We start from the raw sequence: 14,091 nt of genomic DNA, 5'->3' as shown, positions 1-14,091 counted from the left end.
CCGGCGTCAGGCCGTTATTGTCAGGTCACTATCATTCTTCGGGTGCCATCGCGCGCATCGATACGGCATGGATATCGGTTTCCATGAGGGGCCCCAGGGCATCGTAGACCAGCCGGTGGCGGTCGATCGGCGACTTGCCACTAAAGTAGCGCGAGCGGATGGTCACGTGGAAATGGCCGAGTCCGGTTTGCGCGCCCGCGTGGCCGGCGTGCAGATGGCTGTCGTCGCGAATGGCAATGTCGTCGGTATCCAGCCCTTGTTGCAGGGCTGCGCGGATACGCATGATGCGGTCGCTCATCTGGTGTTCCTGTCGTGGTGTGTCTGTGCTCGATGGACGCGCAGCTCAGAAGACCTTCTTGTAGGGGTAGACCGTGGTTTCCATGTACACGCCCTCGGCGTTGTAGGGGTCGACCTTGGCCCAGGCGCGTGCATCCTCGAGGCTGTCAAACTGGGCGACGATGATGCTGCCCTGGAAGCCATCGATGACCTTGCCGTAGGCGTCCTCGCGCGGCAGCGGGCCGGCGGTGAGCAGGCGGCCTTCTTCGCTGAGTTGCTCGAGCCGCGCGCGATGTTCCTTGCCCGCCTTGGCACGGCCGTCGCTGCTCTCGGCGACGTCGAAGGACACGATAGCGAAATAATCCATGGTGCAGTTCCTGTGGTCGTTGAACCGTCGGCATGCGCGGCATCGGCCGCGAGCGCCCGGTCAGGACGGATATGACGGTTGTAGTGTGCCGTATCCGCGGGGCGCTCGGCCATGCAGAATGCACACAGGCGCGCCGAAATACGCCGCACGCGGTATGATTGGGCATGGCCGATCTGATCCACGTACACGCCGAAACCCCGCAGCCGCGCCGCATCGCGCAGGCGGCCGATGCCTTGCGCACGGGCCGCGTGATCGCCTATCCCACGGATTCTTCCTACGGTCTGGCCTGTGGCATGGGCGAGAAGAGCGCGATCGATCGTATCCGCCAGATGCGCGGCTTCGGGCGCGAGCATTTCTTCACCCTGGTCTGTCGCGATCTGTCCGAGATCGCGACCTACGCCAAGGTCGAGAACGCGAGTTTTCGCCTGCTCAAGGCTGCCACGCCCGGCGCCTATACGTTCGTGCTGCCGGCCTCGAAGGTGGTGCCGAACTGGCTGGCGCACCCGAAGCGCAAGACCATCGGCATCCGCGTGTCCGGCCATCCGGTGGCGCGCGCCATCGCCGAGGCCATGGATTCTCCGTTCATGTCGGTCACCGCGCAGCGGCCCGACGACGAACTGCCGCTGTCCGAGGCCATGGACGTGCGCGAGGCCTTCGACCGGCAACTCGATCTGATCGTCGACGCCGGCGCCACCGGCGTCGAGCCGACCACGGTCGTCGATCTCACCGGCGACGTGCCGCAGATCCTGCGCATGGGCAAGGGCAGCGCCGAAGCACTCGGGCTGGAACCGGTCGACGCCTGATTCTTGGCGGATTCGAGCGCCCGCGCCCAATAACCGGGCGAGCTTTCGTATACTGTCGCGCTTGTTCATGTGTCAGCCAGGCCAATGCCCGTGAGTTCCGAGATTGCCAAGCCCATCGTCCTGTCCGGCATCCAGCCGTCCGGCGAGCTGACGCTCGGCAACTATATCGGTGCGCTCAAGCATTGGGTGGCGCTGCAGGACAGTCACGATTGCCTGTTCGCGCTGGTCGACATGCACGCGATCACCGTGCGTCAGGACCCGGCCATGCTGCGTGAGCGCTGCCATGAGTTCCTGTGCCTGTATCTGGCTGCCGGTGTCGATCCCGAGCGCGCCACGCTGTTCGTGCAGTCGCACGTGCCGGCGCACGCCCAGCTGGCCTGGCTGCTCAACTGTCATACCGCGATGGGCGAGCTCAACCGGATGACCCAGTTCAAGGACAAGTCGTCCAAGAACGCCGAGAACATCAACGCCGGGCTGTTCGACTATCCGGTGCTCATGGCCGCCGATATCCTGCTCTATCAGGCCGACGCCGTGCCGGTGGGCAACGACCAGAAACAGCATCTGGAGCTGGCCCGAAATCTGGCCGAGCGCTTCAACACGCGCGCCGGTGAAGCGATATTCACGGTGCCCGAACCGTTCATCCCCGAGGTGGGCGCGCGCATCATGAGCCTGGGCGATCCGACCGCCAAGATGTCCAAGTCCGACGACGTCGAGGCCAACGTGATCAAGCTGCTCGACGAGCCCAGGAAGGTGGTCAAGAAGATCAAGCGCTCGGTGACCGACTCGGACGGCGAGGTGCGCTTCGACGAGGCCGAAAAACCGGGCGTATCGAATCTGCTGTCGATCTACTCGGCGGTCACCGATGAATCGATCGCCGATCTCGAGGCGCGTTACGCAGGGCAGGGCTACGGCGCGCTCAAGGGTGATCTGGCCGATGCCGTGGTCGCTTTTCTCGAGCCGCTGCAGCAGCGCTACGCAGAGTTCCGACAGGATACGACGGGTTTGGACGCGATCCTCGCCCACGGCGCCGCCGCCGCGCGTCAGCGCGCCGCGCCCACGCTCGACCGGGCGATGGCCGCCACCGGCTTTCTGCCCGCGCTCTGATGCCAGCGCGCCGGCCCAACCTGCGCTGTCGACCGGCCGGTCCGCGCCGGTGAGCGCGGCCAGCGCCGACGCCGTGGCCGACGCCGCCGAGACGATGGCCGCGATCCGGGTGGCAGGCGAGCCGGTCGACGCCCTGCCAGACGATCTGTATATCCCGCCGGATGCGCTGCGGGTGTTTCTCGAAACCTTCGAAGGCCCGCTCGATCTGCTGCTGTATCTGATCCGTAAGCAGAATCTGGATATTCTCGATATCCCGGTGTTCGCCATCACCCAGCAGTACATGGCCTATATCGATCTCATGGAAGAGCTGGCGATCGAACTGGCCGGCGAATATCTGCTGATGGCCGCCATGCTCGCCGAAATCAAGTCGCGCATGCTATTGCCCAAGCCCAGCGTGGAAGAAGACGAGGGCGACGACCCCAGGGCCGAACTGGTACGCCGGCTGCAGGAATACGAGCAGTTCAAGCAGGCCGCCGAACAACTGGAGGATTGGCCGCGCGTCGGCCGCGAACTCACCCTCGTACAGCACGCCCCGGAGCGCCTGGATATTCATCGTCCCGAACCGGAAACCGATCTGCGCGCGCTCATGCTGGCCCTGCGCGACGTGCTCACCCGCGCCGAACTGTTCACCGAGCATCGTATCGAGCGCGAGACCCTGTCCGTGCGCGAGCACATGAGCCGGATCCTCGAGCGGCTGTCCAGCGGTGCGAATATCGCGTTCGTGGCGCTGGTCGAGGTCGGCGAAGGTCGGCTTGGCGTGGTGGTGTCTTTTCTCGCGATTCTAGAACTGGCGCGCGAAGCCCTGATCCGTATCGAGCAGGACACGCCCTATGCACCGCTGGGCCTGCGCCTGGCCGGTCCACCCGTCGACGACCCCGGATGACGCCGATGTCCGAATCCAGCACGAATGAACAGCCGGCCGTCGCGGGGCCCAACAATACCGACGAAGCGGTCGTCCCCGAGGCCGTGGTGCACTGTATCGAGGCGCTGCTCATGGCCGCGGACGCACCGCTGTCGATCGACCAGCTGATCCGGCTGCTCGATACCACCCACGCGGTCGAGCGCGCGGATGTACGCTTGGCCCTCGACGCGCTGTGCGCACGCTACGCCGAAGCCGCGGTGGATGTGGTCGAAGTGGCCGGCGGCTGGCGTTTTCAGGTCGGCGCCGACTATGCCGGTCTGGTCTCCAGGCTCTGGGAAGAGCGCCCGCCGAAACTCTCGCGCGCCATGCTCGAGACACTCGCCCTGATCTGCTATCGCCAGCCCATCGCGCGTTCGGATATCGAGGCCGTGCGCGGGGTGTCGGTGTCCTCGAATATCGTCAAGACACTGCAGGAGTTCGACTGGATCAAGGTCGTCGGCTATCGCGAGGTGCCCGGCCGGCCGGCGCTGTTCGGCACCACCCCCAAGTTTCTCGACGATTTCGGCGTCAAGCGGCTGGCCGATCTGCCGAGCCTGCCCGAGATCAAGGATCTGGACGCGCTGGAGGCAGCCATGGCGCGGTTCCAGACCGGCGCTGCCGACGCGGCCGATGACCAGAACTCGTCGGACGACGTGGATGCCGCCGACCCGGCACAGGCCGCGGCGCCCGACGAACGCGGCGCGCCGCCGGAAGACGACGCGGCCGATGAAGACTCGCCTGACCCCGAGCGACCACTGCACTGATCGCCTGGCCGGGGTTGGATTTTGACGGTCCACACCCATCATGTGAGTGCAAAGACAGGCCGCGCACGACGCGGCGAACGATGGGGATTGGATGGCAGCCTTGAACACCGAGTCCGTACTGAGTGTGCGCCACTGGAACGATTCGCTTTTCAGTTTCACGACCACGCGCGACCGGAGCCTGCGCTTCGAGAACGGTCAGTTCGTGATGATCGGCCTCGCCGGCGAGCGCAAGCCGTTGTTGCGCGCCTACAGCGTCGTCTCCGCGAACTACGAAGAGCACCTCGAGTTTTTCAGCATCAAGGTGCCGGACGGGCCGCTGACCTCGCGTCTGCAGCATCTGCAGGCAGGTGACGAGGTGCTGGTCAGCCGCAAGCCCACGGGCACGCTGCTGATCACCGACCTGCATCCGGGCCGCAATCTGTTCCTGCTGGCCACCGGCACCGGCCTGGCGCCGTATCTGTCGATCGTGCGCGATCCCGAGACCTACGAGCGTTTCCAGCGCGTGATCGTCGTCCACGGCGTGCGTTACGCGAACGATCTCGCCTATCGGCAACTGTTCGAAGAACATCTGCCCAACGACGAGATATTCGGTGACCTGGTGCAGCGGCAACTGCTCTACTATCCCGTGGTCAGCCGTGAGTCGTTTCGCAACGAAGGCCGTCTCACCACACTGCTCGATAATGGTCGGCTGTGTGAGGATCTGGGGCTGGAGGCGCTCGACCCGAAGCAGGATCGTGCGATGATCTGCGGATCGCCCGCCATGCTCGACGATACGTCGGCCCTGCTCGATGCCCGCGGTTTCGAGGTTTCGCCGCATATCGGCGCGCCGGGCGACTACGTGATCGAACGCGCCTTCGTGGCCAAATAGCGCAAACGCGCCGGAAAACCGCATGACCGAACGTCTTCAGAAAATGCTGGCCCGGGCCGGTTACGGCTCGCGCCGCCAGCTCGAAAATGTCATCGAGGCGGGGCGGATCCGCATCAACGAGAAAGTCGCGACGCTCGGCGACAAGGCCGAGCCCTACGACAAGATCCGTATGGACGGCAAACTGCTCAATCTGGGCGAACGCCTGGATATCCGCTGCCGCGTGCTGGCCTACAAGAAGCACGTCGACCAGATCGTGTCGCGCAACGACCCGGGCGGGCGCCCGACCATCTTCCAGAGCTTGCCCAAGCTGCGTGCGGGCCGGTGGCTGGCCGTGGGTCGGCTCGACGTCAACACCTCCGGGCTGCTGCTGGTGACCACCGACGGCGAACTCAAGCGCCGGCTCGAACATCCCAGCCACGAAGTCGTGCGCAGCTACGCGGTGCGGGTGCATGGGGTAGTGGACGAGGCCATGCTCGATCGACTGCTGGCCGGCGTCGAGCTCGACGATGGCATGGCGCGGTTCGACACCATCCGGGTGGCCGACGATGCCCATCGCGGCAATCGCTGGTTCGAGGTCACCGTGCGCCAGGGTCGCAACCGCGTGGTGCGCCGGCTGTGGGATTCACAGGGCGTGACCGTATCCCGCCTGATGCGCACCGGCTTCGGCACGGTGGCACTGCCCGGCGGCGTCAAGGCCGGCGGCTGGCGCGAACTCGATCGCAAGCAGATCCGCGAACTGGCCGCGCTGGTCGATCTCAAACGCTGACCGGTAATGGCGGCCGGCGACCCCACGCCGCAAGCGCTGCGCGCGTTCCATGATGATCTGTCCACCGCCTACGGCCCGCAGCGCTGGTGGCCGACCCAGGACGCCGACAATCCGCGCTTCGAGATTCTCGTCGGGGCGGTGCTGACCCAGCACACCGCGTGGACCAATGTGGATATCGCCATCGCCGCGCTGCGCGAGGCCGGCCCGCTCACCGCCGAGGCGCTGCTCGCGCACGCGGATCTACCCGTACTGATCCGGCGCGCCGGCCCGCATAACGTCAAGGCGCGGCGGCTGCGCGCGCTGTGCCAGTGGTTTGTCGACAACGGCGGCTTCGAGACGCTGGCCGCGTGGCCTAGCGCGGCGCTGCGACGCGAACTGCTCGCCCTGCATGGCATCGGCTTCGAGACCGCGGACGTGATTCTGCTCTATGCCTTCGAGCGGCCTGCATTCGTGGCCGATGCCTATGCGTTTCGTATCCTCGAGCGTTACGGCTGGTGGCGCGGGCGACGCAATTACGAGCGCCTGCGGCAACAGGTCGAGCACGCCGGGCCCACCGCCGACGCCGCGTTCTACGACGAACTGCACGCGTTGATCGTGGCGCACGCCAAACAGCGCTGCCACAAGCGCGCGCCGGACTGTGGCCAATGCGTGCTGGCGTCGCGCTGCGCCTGCGCGCTGAAGGCGGCGCCGGACGCCGCTACCGGTGGCTAGGCGGGCGCCGCCGCGCCCTGTGTATCGATGATCTGACCCGTGGTGCCGCGCGCGGCACCGGACAGCAGATGCACATAGGTATCGACGAGGCTGTCGACCGGCTCGCCCAGATGGGTGGCCGCCGGAAACGCTTTCTTGCGTAACTCGGTCTTGCGCGGGCCGGGTTCGACCGCGTTGAAGCGCAGGTGGTCGCTCTGGGCATGCTCGATGGCGAACATCTGCACGAGCGCGGCCAGGCCCGCCTTGCTGGCGGCATAGGCGCCCCAGAAGGCCTTGGGCTGGGCCGCGGCCTGATCGAGGGTGAAGACCACCGAAGCATCGCCGGCGTCCTGCAGCAGCGGCAGGCACAGCTGGGTGAGCGTGAACGCGGCGGTCAGATTGACGTGCATGATGCGCTGCCAGCCGTCGATCGGGTGCGTGGCCAGCGGCATCAGGCCGTCGAAACGCGCGGCCAGATGCACCAGCCCGTCGAGGCGGCCGCAGTCGGCGCGGATGCCGTCGACCAGTCGCTGGTAGTCGTCCTCGCCCGCCTTGGTCACGTCGAGTGGAAACAGCGCCGGTTCCGGACTGCCGTCGGCGACGATCGCATCGAAGACCGGGCTGAGCGTGCGTTCGCGCCGGCCGACCAGCACGCATTCAGCGCCGGCGGCGGCCACGCCGCGCGCCACGACCGCGCCGATGCCGCCACCGGCGCCCGTGATCAATACGACGCGTTCGGCGAGGGGTTTGCTCTGGGTCATGAGATTCTTTGTTGCAATTGCTGAATGGCAGCCGGGAGTTCGGCCACGGATTCGACCACGCAGTCGGCGCGCCAGCCGTGGATATCGTCGCCCGGCGGAATATAGCCGTAGGCCACGCCGATGGTGGCCATGCCGGCGGCCCGTCCGGCGGCGATGTCGCGGTCCGAGTCGCCGATATAGATACAGCGCGTCGGCTCAACGCCAATACGCTCGCAGGCCAGATACATGGGCGCGGGATCGGGCTTGGCCACACCAGCGGTATCGCCGCCGATCACGCAGGCCGGGGCCGGATCGAAAGCCATGTGTGCCATCAGGGGCAGGGCGAGGGCTTCGGTCTTGTTGGTGATCACACCCCAGAGCGTGTCGGCGACGGCGACGTCACGCAGCAGCTCGCGCATGCCGGGGTAGGGCCGCGAGTCACGCGTCATACGGCTGCGATAGGCCTCGATGAAGGCGTCGTAGGTGGCGCTGTAGCTGTCGTGCTCGGGGGTGAGATCCAGGCCCTTGCCGAGCATGCCGCGGCCACCGAACGAACACAGCGGCGCCAGTTCGGCCAGCGGCAGCGGTTCCAGACCGCGCTCGACGCGCATGTCGTTGATCGCGCCGGCCAGATCCGGTGCGGTATCGAGCAGGGTGCCGTCGAGATCGAACAGAACCGCCCGCTTCACTGGCCGGCCTCCGGGCGCCTGGCGTGCAGGAAGTAGTTCACGTCCGGCGATTGCGCTAGCGATGCGCTGCGGGTCAGCGGGTTGTAGTGCATGCCGGCCACCTCGGCCACCTCGAGTCCGGCGTGCCGGCACCAGCGGGCGAGTTCGCCGGGGCGAATCAGCTTGTCGTAGTCATGGGTGCCGCGCGGCAGCAGGTTGAGCAGATATTCGGCGGCCCCGATCGCCAACAGCCAGGATTTGGTGTTGCGATTGATGGTGGAGAAGAACAGCTGGCCACCGGCTCTGCTCAACAGGGCGCAATCGTCGACGACATGGTCGGGCTCATCGACGTGCTCGAGCATTTCATAGCAGACCACGATATCGAAGGCGCCCGGCATCTCGATCGCCAGGTCGCGGCTGGACTGGCAGCGATAGTCGATGTCCAGTTCGCTGTCCCGGGCATGGACCCTGGCGGCCTCGATCAGCTCGGGCGCGAGGTCGAGGCCGGTGACGGTAGCGCCGCGCCGGGCCATCGCTTCCGCGAGCAGGCCGGCGCCGCAGCCGACGTCGAGTACGCGCTTGCCTTTCAGGGGCGCGCGCGTATCGATGAAGTCGGTGCGCAGCGGGTTGATGTCGTGCAGCGGGCGCATGTCGCCGGTCGGGTCCCACCAGCGTTCGGCCATGCGGCCGAACTTCGCGAGTTCGGCGTCTTGATCGGAGCTCATGAATTGTTCCTGTCGCGGGCGTGGCCCGAGAGTGTGGTCTGCCAGCGCGCGGCGCGCGCCAGTATGTCGGCTTCGTCGAGCGTGGTCAGTTTACGGTCGGCGAGCAGTCGGCGGCCGGCGACCCAGGTATCGCTGACCTGCTCGCGCGAGGCGTTGTAGACGACCGCCGCAACCGGGTCGAAGGTGGGCCGCGTTTCGATCGCATCGAGATCAACCGCGCACAGGTCCGCGGCCTTGCCGGGGGTGATCGATCCGGTAATGTCGTCCAGTCCCAGCGCCTTGGCGCCGTTGATGGTGGCCATGGCGAGTATGGTGTCGGCGCTCACGGCCGCCGCGTCGTTGGCGGCGACCTTGCCGATGAAGGCGGCGGTACGCATCTCGCCGATCATGTCGAGATCGTTGTTGGAGGCCGCGCCGTCGGTGCCCAGGGTGACGTTGATGCCGGCGTCGATGAGTTTCTGTACCGGGCACAGGCCGCTGGCGAGCTTGAGGTTCGACTCCGGCGAATGCAGCACGTGCACGCCGTTCGCCGCACAGGTAGCAATTTCGTCGTCGTTGAGCTGGGTCATGTGCACGGCCAGGAAGTTCGGCGTGAGCAGGCCCATTCGTTTGAGCCGCGCCAGCGGGCGTTCGCCGTTCTTTTCCAGCGCATCCGCGACTTCGAAGGCGGTCTCGTGGACATGCATGTGCACGCGCAGATCCATCTCGTCTGCGTAGGTGCGAATCTTGGCCAGCGGTTCGTCGGAGACGGTATAGGGCGCATGCGGCGCGAACACCGTGGTTATGCGGGAATGGCCGCGCCAGGCATCGCGCAGGGCCAGCCCTTTTTCCAGATACTCGGCGGCGTTGGCCGCCCACACGGTGGGGAAGTCGATCACGATCATGCCCACGGCGGCGCGCATGCCGGTCCGGTCGACCCGGTCGGCGACGACGTCCGGAAAGAAATACATGTCGTTGAAGCACGTGGTGCCGCAGCGCAGCATCTCGGCCATCGCGAGATCGGTGCCGTCGGCGACGAACTCGGGCGACATGAACTCGCCCTCGATCGGCCAGATGTGCTCGGTCAGCCACGGCATGAGCGGCATGTCGTTGGCGATGCCGCGCATCAGATTCATCGCTGCATGCGTGTGGGTATTGATCAGCCCCGGCAGCAGCACGTGCGATTCGAGCTCGATGGTCTCGTTGGGGGTATATCTTTCCCGCGCTTGTGCGATCGGCAGCACCGCCTCGATGGCGCCGCGATGCACGGCCACGGCGTGATTTTCGAGCAGGCGCTGGGTGCCGGTGACGGGCACGATCCAGCGCGCACAAATGAGGGTATCGATTTTGCTCATGGCGCAGCGTTGCCGGGGGCAGTCGGTGGGAGGCCTGAATGGCTGCCACTCTAGCGTAGTCGGGCTCTTTTGGCATACCGCCTGTGCTAACATGACCGGCTTTACGCGACGGTGTGCGGCCCTGTGTCGGAGCGCTCAGCTCCTGCCGGTTCGTGCACCGAATGCCAGTCCTTGGGATGTCGTTTTCCGGTCGCCGAATGACGCGCCCGGGTACGCAACCGCACTACCAGAACAAGCCTATGGCCGACGTCGCAAAAGAGATCCTGTCGATCAACCTCGAAGACGAGATGCGCAAGTCGTATCTCGACTACGCCATGAGCGTCATCGTGGGGCGCGCATTGCCCGATGTGCGCGACGGGCTCAAGCCCGTGCACCGGCGTGTGCTCCATGCCATGCGCGAACTCGGCAACGACTGGAACAAACCCTACAAGAAATCGGCCCGTGTGGTCGGTGACGTGATCGGTAAGTATCACCCGCACGGGGATTCCGCCGTCTACGACACGATCGTACGCATGGCGCAGGATTTCTCCATGCGCTATGTGCTGGTCGACGGCCAGGGCAACTTCGGCTCGGTCGACGGCGACGCGCCGGCGGCCATGCGCTATACCGAAGTGCGCATGTCCAAGCTTGCGCACGAAATCATGGCGGATATCGAAAAGGATACCGTCGATTTCATCCCCAACTACGACGAATCCGAATCCGAGCCGGCGGTATTGCCGACCCGGCTGCCAAACCTGCTGGTCAACGGCGGCACCGGTATTGCCGTGGGTATGGCCACCAATATCCCGCCGCACAACCTGGTTGAGATCGTCAACGCCGTGCTCGCGGTGATGGACAACCCCGAGATCGATATTCTCGGGCTGATGGAATACGTGCCGGGCCCGGATTTCCCGACCGCGGCCATGATCAACGGCGCCGATGGTATCCGCGAAGCCTACGAGACCGGGCGCGGGCGCATCTACATGCGCGCACGGGCGCACTTCGAGGAAGTCGACGAGCGCGGCAAGCAGTCGATCGTGGTCACCGAGCTGCCGTACCAGGTCAACAAGGCGCGCTTGCTGGAAAAGATCGCCGAACTGGTCAAGGAAAAACGCATCGAAGGCATCACCGAGCTGCGTGACGAGTCCGACAAGGACGGCATGCGCATGGTGGTAGAGCTGCGCCGGGGCGAGACGCCCGAGGTCGTGCTCAACAATCTCTATCGCCACAGCCAGATGCAGACCGTGTTCGGCATCAACATGGTCGCCCTCGACGACGGCCAGCCGCGCACGCTCAACCTGAAGCAGATGCTGGAGGCGTTCATCCGCCACCGGCGCGAAGTGGTCACCCGCCGCACCCAGTTCGAACTGGCCAAGGCGCGGGCCCGTGCCCATGTGCTGGAAGGCCTGACCATCGCGCTGGCCAACATCGACGAGGTGATCGCCCTGATCAAGGCGTCCTCCGGGCCTTCCGAGGCCCGTGAGGCGCTGATCAGCCGCGAATGGCCGCCGGGGCAGGTCGTGGACATGCTCGAACGCGCCGGTGCCACCGCCTCGCGTCCGGCCGACCTGGCCGCTGCCTATGGCTTGCAGGAAGGCGGTGGCTACCGCCTGACCGAGACCCAGGCCCAGGCGATCCTGGATCTGCGTCTGCATCGTCTGACCGGCCTCGAGCAGAGCAAGATCGTCGAGGAATTCGAAAAGCTGCTCGACGCGATCGCCGACTATATCGAGATTCTCTCGAGCATGGCGCGTCTGTTCGAAGTCATTCGTGAGGAGCTGGAATCGGTACGCGCCGACTACGGCGACGAACGCAAGACCGAGATCCTCTACAACCACCTGGATCTGACCACTGCCGATCTGATCACGCCGGAAGACGTGGTGGTCACGCTCACTCACGAAGGCTATGTGAAGAGCCAGCCGCTGGATGCCTATCGCGCCCAGCGCCGCGGCGGGCGCGGCAAGTCGGCGACCGCCACCAAGGACGCCGATTTTATCGACAAGCTGTGGGTGACCCACACTCACGACACGCTGCTGTGCTTCTCGTCGGCGGGCAAGGCGTACTGGCTCAAGGTCTACGAGCTGCCCAGCGCCGGTCGCGGCGCGCGCGGCAAGCCGATCGTCAATCTGCTGCCGCTGGAGTCGGACGAGCGCATCTCGCAGGTTCTGCCGATCAAGGATTTCGACACCGGCGAAAACGTGTTCTTCGCGACCCGCAACGGCACGGTCAAGAAGACCGAGCTCGAGCAGTTCTCGCGTCCGCGTGCCAACGGCATCATCGCCATCGATCTGCGCGAGGACGACGCGCTGGTAGGCGTCGATCTCACGGCCGGCAAGAACGACGAGGTGATGCTGTTCTCCTCCGGCGGCAAGGTGATTCGCTTCGGCGAGAACGACGTGCGCTCGATGGGCCGGACCGCCGCCGGCGTGCGCGGTATCCGTCTGCCGGAAGGCGAAAAGAACGCGGCCGTGATCGCGTTGATCGTCATCCGCGAGGGCGAGATTCTCACCGTCACCGAACAGGGCTACGGCAAGCGCACACCGGTCGACGACTACCCGCTGCGCGGTCGCGGCGGCCAGGGCGTGCTCGCGCTCAAGCAGTCGGACAAGACCGGCGCCGTCGTGGGTGCGACCCAGGTGCTCGAAGACGATGAAATAATGCTGATATCCAACCTGGGTACGCTCATTCGTACCGCGGTGGCGGAAATCTCGGTGCTCGGGCGCAACACCCAGGGTGTGCGTATCATCCGCGTCGGCGCCGACCAGCATCTGGTGGGTGTCGATCGTATCGCGGTCGATGAGGACGAGACCGATGACGACGGCGAAAGCGAAGGCGATCTCGCCGTCGATTCGGCGGATTCGGATTCGACCGATGACGATGACCGCGACGCGGCATCGGACGACGGCGACGACGATAGCGGCACCGACGACACCACTGAATAAGCGCGCGGCGCTACTACATTAATCGGAGACAGACTGCATATGGCACGCGTTTACAACTTCAGTGCAGGTCCGGCGACGTTGCCGGTGGAAGTGCTCAAGAAAGCCCAGGCCGATCTTCTCGACTGGCAGGGCTGCGGCATGTCGGTGATGGAGATGAGCCATCGCGGCGATGAATTCGTCTCCATCGCCGAAAAAGCGACCCAGGACCTGCGCACACTGCTGAACGTACCCGACGGCTACAGCGTGCTGTTCCTGCAGGGCGGCGCCGCCGGCCAGTTCGCGGGCGTACCGCTGAATCTGATGGGCGAGTCGCAGAAAGCCGACTACGTCATCACCGGCAGTTGGGGCAAAAAAGCGGTCAAGGAAGCCGGCAAATTCGGCGACGCACAGGTCGCGGCCAGTTCGGCCGTCGACGGCAAGTTCACCGATATCGCCCCGCGCGCCGACTGGCAGCTTCGCGACGATGCGGCCTATGTCCATTACACGCCCAACGAAACCATCGAAGGCATCGAATATCCGGATGTGCCCGATACCGGCAGCGTGCCGCTGGTGGCGGACTGGTCGTCGGCGTTCCTGTCCAAGCCGATCGACGTCTCCAGATACGGCGTCATCTACGCTGGCGCGCAGAAGAATGCGGGTCCGGCCGGCATGACGATGGTCATCGTGCGCGACGATCTCATGGGCAAGCCGCAGTCGGGCGTGCCGATGGTGCTGGATTACAAGCAGCAGGCCGACGCCGATTCCATGCTCAATACGCCGTCCTGCTTCGCCTGGTACATGTGCGGATTGACCTTCGAGTGGATCCTGAACAATGGCGGTCTGGAAGGCATGGCCGAGCGCAACGCGAAGAAGGCGAAAACGCTTTATGACGCCATCGACGGTTCGGACTTCTACAGCAATCCGGTGGCGCCGGGCGCGCGTTCGCGCATGAACGTGCCGTTCCTGCTCGCCGACGACAGCCTCAACAAGAGCTTTCTGGCCAAGGCCGAGGAAGCGGGCCTGTCCACGCTCAAGGGCCACCGCTCGGTGGGCGGCATGCGCGCTTCGATCTACAACGCGATGCCGCAGGAAGGCGTCGATGCACTGGTTGATTTCATGCGCGCCTTCGAGAAGGACAACGGTTAAGACAAAGACACTTATCCGCAGATTGCGCGGATTTCACGG

General features: G+C 65.4%; 15 protein-coding genes. 9 read left to right on the top strand and 6 right to left on the bottom strand.

All coding sequences use genetic code 11. From position 1 onward, the window contains the following. Positions 1-31 precede the first annotated feature (31 nt). Both ACFOSU_RS17915 and ACFOSU_RS17910 read right to left on the bottom strand, forming a co-directional pair. On the bottom strand, positions 32-298 hold the full coding sequence (locus ACFOSU_RS17915) for a BolA family protein (protein ID WP_380691285.1): 267 nt from the start codon (positions 296-298) through the stop codon (positions 32-34). 45 nt (positions 299-343) lie between these two features. Continuing rightward, positions 344-643: a YciI family protein gene (locus ACFOSU_RS17910; RefSeq protein ID WP_380691284.1), complete on the bottom strand. Its 300-nt coding sequence runs from the start codon at positions 641-643 to the stop codon at positions 344-346. 164 nt (positions 644-807) lie between these two features. Between ACFOSU_RS17910 and ACFOSU_RS17905 the strand changes: the two genes are divergently transcribed. The 7 genes from ACFOSU_RS17905 (at position 808) to ACFOSU_RS17875 (ending at position 6,560) form a co-directional block, all read left to right on the top strand. Beyond that, a complete protein-coding gene (locus tag ACFOSU_RS17905) occupies positions 808-1,446 on the top strand; it encodes an L-threonylcarbamoyladenylate synthase (RefSeq protein ID WP_380691283.1) in 639 nt (212 codons plus the stop codon). A gap of 84 nt (positions 1,447-1,530) precedes the next feature. Next, the gene (gene trpS / locus ACFOSU_RS17900; protein WP_380691282.1) at positions 1,531-2,550 is read left to right on the top strand and encodes a tryptophan--tRNA ligase; all 1,020 of its coding nucleotides are present in this window, start codon (positions 1,531-1,533) and stop codon (positions 2,548-2,550) included. A gap of 94 nt (positions 2,551-2,644) precedes the next feature. Next, positions 2,645-3,433, top strand: a complete 789-nt coding sequence (locus ACFOSU_RS17895; protein ID WP_380691380.1) for a segregation and condensation protein A — start codon at positions 2,645-2,647, stop codon at positions 3,431-3,433. A gap of 5 nt (positions 3,434-3,438) precedes the next feature. Continuing rightward, positions 3,439-4,215 (top strand): SMC-Scp complex subunit ScpB, encoded by a 777-nt coding sequence (scpB, locus tag ACFOSU_RS17890; protein WP_380691281.1) that lies wholly within the window; start codon positions 3,439-3,441, stop codon positions 4,213-4,215. A gap of 91 nt (positions 4,216-4,306) precedes the next feature. Next, a complete protein-coding gene (locus tag ACFOSU_RS17885) occupies positions 4,307-5,083 on the top strand; it encodes a ferredoxin--NADP reductase (protein ID WP_380691280.1) in 777 nt (258 codons plus the stop codon). 22 nt (positions 5,084-5,105) lie between these two features. Next, the gene (gene rluB, locus ACFOSU_RS17880; RefSeq protein ID WP_380691279.1) at positions 5,106-5,849 is read left to right on the top strand and encodes a 23S rRNA pseudouridine(2605) synthase RluB; all 744 of its coding nucleotides are present in this window, start codon (positions 5,106-5,108) and stop codon (positions 5,847-5,849) included. A 6-nt stretch (positions 5,850-5,855) separates the two neighbouring features. After that, positions 5,856-6,560 carry an endonuclease III domain-containing protein gene (locus ACFOSU_RS17875; RefSeq protein WP_380691278.1) on the top strand — a complete coding sequence of 235 codons (705 nt, stop codon included), beginning with the start codon at positions 5,856-5,858 and terminating at the stop codon, positions 6,558-6,560. Here ACFOSU_RS17875 and ACFOSU_RS17870 read toward each other — a convergent pair. From ACFOSU_RS17870 to ACFOSU_RS17855, 4 genes are read right to left on the bottom strand one after another with little or no spacing between them, the layout of a single operon-like run. Then, positions 6,557-7,300 carry an SDR family NAD(P)-dependent oxidoreductase gene (locus ACFOSU_RS17870; protein ID WP_380691277.1) on the bottom strand — a complete coding sequence of 248 codons (744 nt, stop codon included), beginning with the start codon at positions 7,298-7,300 and terminating at the stop codon, positions 6,557-6,559. The genes ACFOSU_RS17875 and ACFOSU_RS17870 overlap by 4 nt on opposite strands. Further along, positions 7,297-7,968, bottom strand: a complete 672-nt coding sequence (locus ACFOSU_RS17865) for an HAD family hydrolase (protein WP_380691276.1) — start codon at positions 7,966-7,968, stop codon at positions 7,297-7,299. Before ACFOSU_RS17865 ends, ACFOSU_RS17870 begins: the two co-directional genes overlap by 4 nt. Next, positions 7,965-8,672, bottom strand: coding sequence for a bifunctional 2-polyprenyl-6-hydroxyphenol methylase/3-demethylubiquinol 3-O-methyltransferase UbiG (gene ubiG, locus ACFOSU_RS17860; protein ID WP_380691275.1), 708 nt, complete (start codon positions 8,670-8,672; stop codon positions 7,965-7,967). The genes ACFOSU_RS17865 and ubiG overlap by 4 nt, the downstream gene beginning before the upstream one ends. Continuing rightward, a complete protein-coding gene (locus ACFOSU_RS17855) occupies positions 8,669-10,006 on the bottom strand; it encodes a TRZ/ATZ family hydrolase (RefSeq protein WP_380691274.1) in 1,338 nt (445 codons plus the stop codon). Before ACFOSU_RS17855 ends, ubiG begins: the two co-directional genes overlap by 4 nt. Positions 10,007-10,245: 239 nt before the next feature. Here ACFOSU_RS17855 and gyrA point away from each other — a divergent pair, with 239 nt between their 5' ends. Next, positions 10,246-12,927, top strand: coding sequence for a DNA gyrase subunit A (gyrA, locus tag ACFOSU_RS17850; protein ID WP_380691273.1), 2,682 nt, complete (start codon positions 10,246-10,248; stop codon positions 12,925-12,927). A gap of 39 nt (positions 12,928-12,966) precedes the next feature. Then, positions 12,967-14,052, top strand: coding sequence for a 3-phosphoserine/phosphohydroxythreonine transaminase (serC, locus tag ACFOSU_RS17845; RefSeq protein ID WP_380691272.1), 1,086 nt, complete (start codon positions 12,967-12,969; stop codon positions 14,050-14,052). The last annotated feature ends 39 nt before the right edge of the window (positions 14,053-14,091 follow it).

The organism is Salinisphaera aquimarina (assembly GCF_042643355.1).
GTDB lineage: Bacteria > Pseudomonadota > Gammaproteobacteria > Nevskiales > Salinisphaeraceae > Salinisphaera > Salinisphaera aquimarina.
This window is presented reverse-complemented; position numbering and strand designations above follow the sequence as displayed.

Coding starts and splice junctions, on each gene's coding strand:
- ACFOSU_RS17915 (WP_380691285.1), bottom strand. CDS start 298: ATGAGCGACCGCATCATGCGTATCCGCGCAGCCCTGCAACAAGGGCTG.
- ACFOSU_RS17910 (WP_380691284.1), bottom strand. CDS start 643: ATGGATTATTTCGCTATCGTGTCCTTCGACGTCGCCGAGAGCAGCGAC.
- ACFOSU_RS17905 (WP_380691283.1), top strand. CDS start 808: ATGGCCGATCTGATCCACGTACACGCCGAAACCCCGCAGCCGCGCCGC.
- trpS (WP_380691282.1), top strand. CDS start 1,531: ATGCCCGTGAGTTCCGAGATTGCCAAGCCCATCGTCCTGTCCGGCATC.
- ACFOSU_RS17895 (WP_380691380.1), top strand. CDS start 2,645: ATGGCCGCGATCCGGGTGGCAGGCGAGCCGGTCGACGCCCTGCCAGAC.
- scpB (WP_380691281.1), top strand. CDS start 3,439: ATGTCCGAATCCAGCACGAATGAACAGCCGGCCGTCGCGGGGCCCAAC.
- ACFOSU_RS17885 (WP_380691280.1), top strand. CDS start 4,307: ATGGCAGCCTTGAACACCGAGTCCGTACTGAGTGTGCGCCACTGGAAC.
- rluB (WP_380691279.1), top strand. CDS start 5,106: ATGACCGAACGTCTTCAGAAAATGCTGGCCCGGGCCGGTTACGGCTCG.
- ACFOSU_RS17875 (WP_380691278.1), top strand. CDS start 5,856: ATGGCGGCCGGCGACCCCACGCCGCAAGCGCTGCGCGCGTTCCATGAT.
- ACFOSU_RS17870 (WP_380691277.1), bottom strand. CDS start 7,300: ATGACCCAGAGCAAACCCCTCGCCGAACGCGTCGTATTGATCACGGGC.
- ubiG (WP_380691275.1), bottom strand. CDS start 8,672: ATGAGCTCCGATCAAGACGCCGAACTCGCGAAGTTCGGCCGCATGGCC.
- ACFOSU_RS17855 (WP_380691274.1), bottom strand. CDS start 10,006: ATGAGCAAAATCGATACCCTCATTTGTGCGCGCTGGATCGTGCCCGTC.
- gyrA (WP_380691273.1), top strand. CDS start 10,246: ATGGCCGACGTCGCAAAAGAGATCCTGTCGATCAACCTCGAAGACGAG.
- serC (WP_380691272.1), top strand. CDS start 12,967: ATGGCACGCGTTTACAACTTCAGTGCAGGTCCGGCGACGTTGCCGGTG.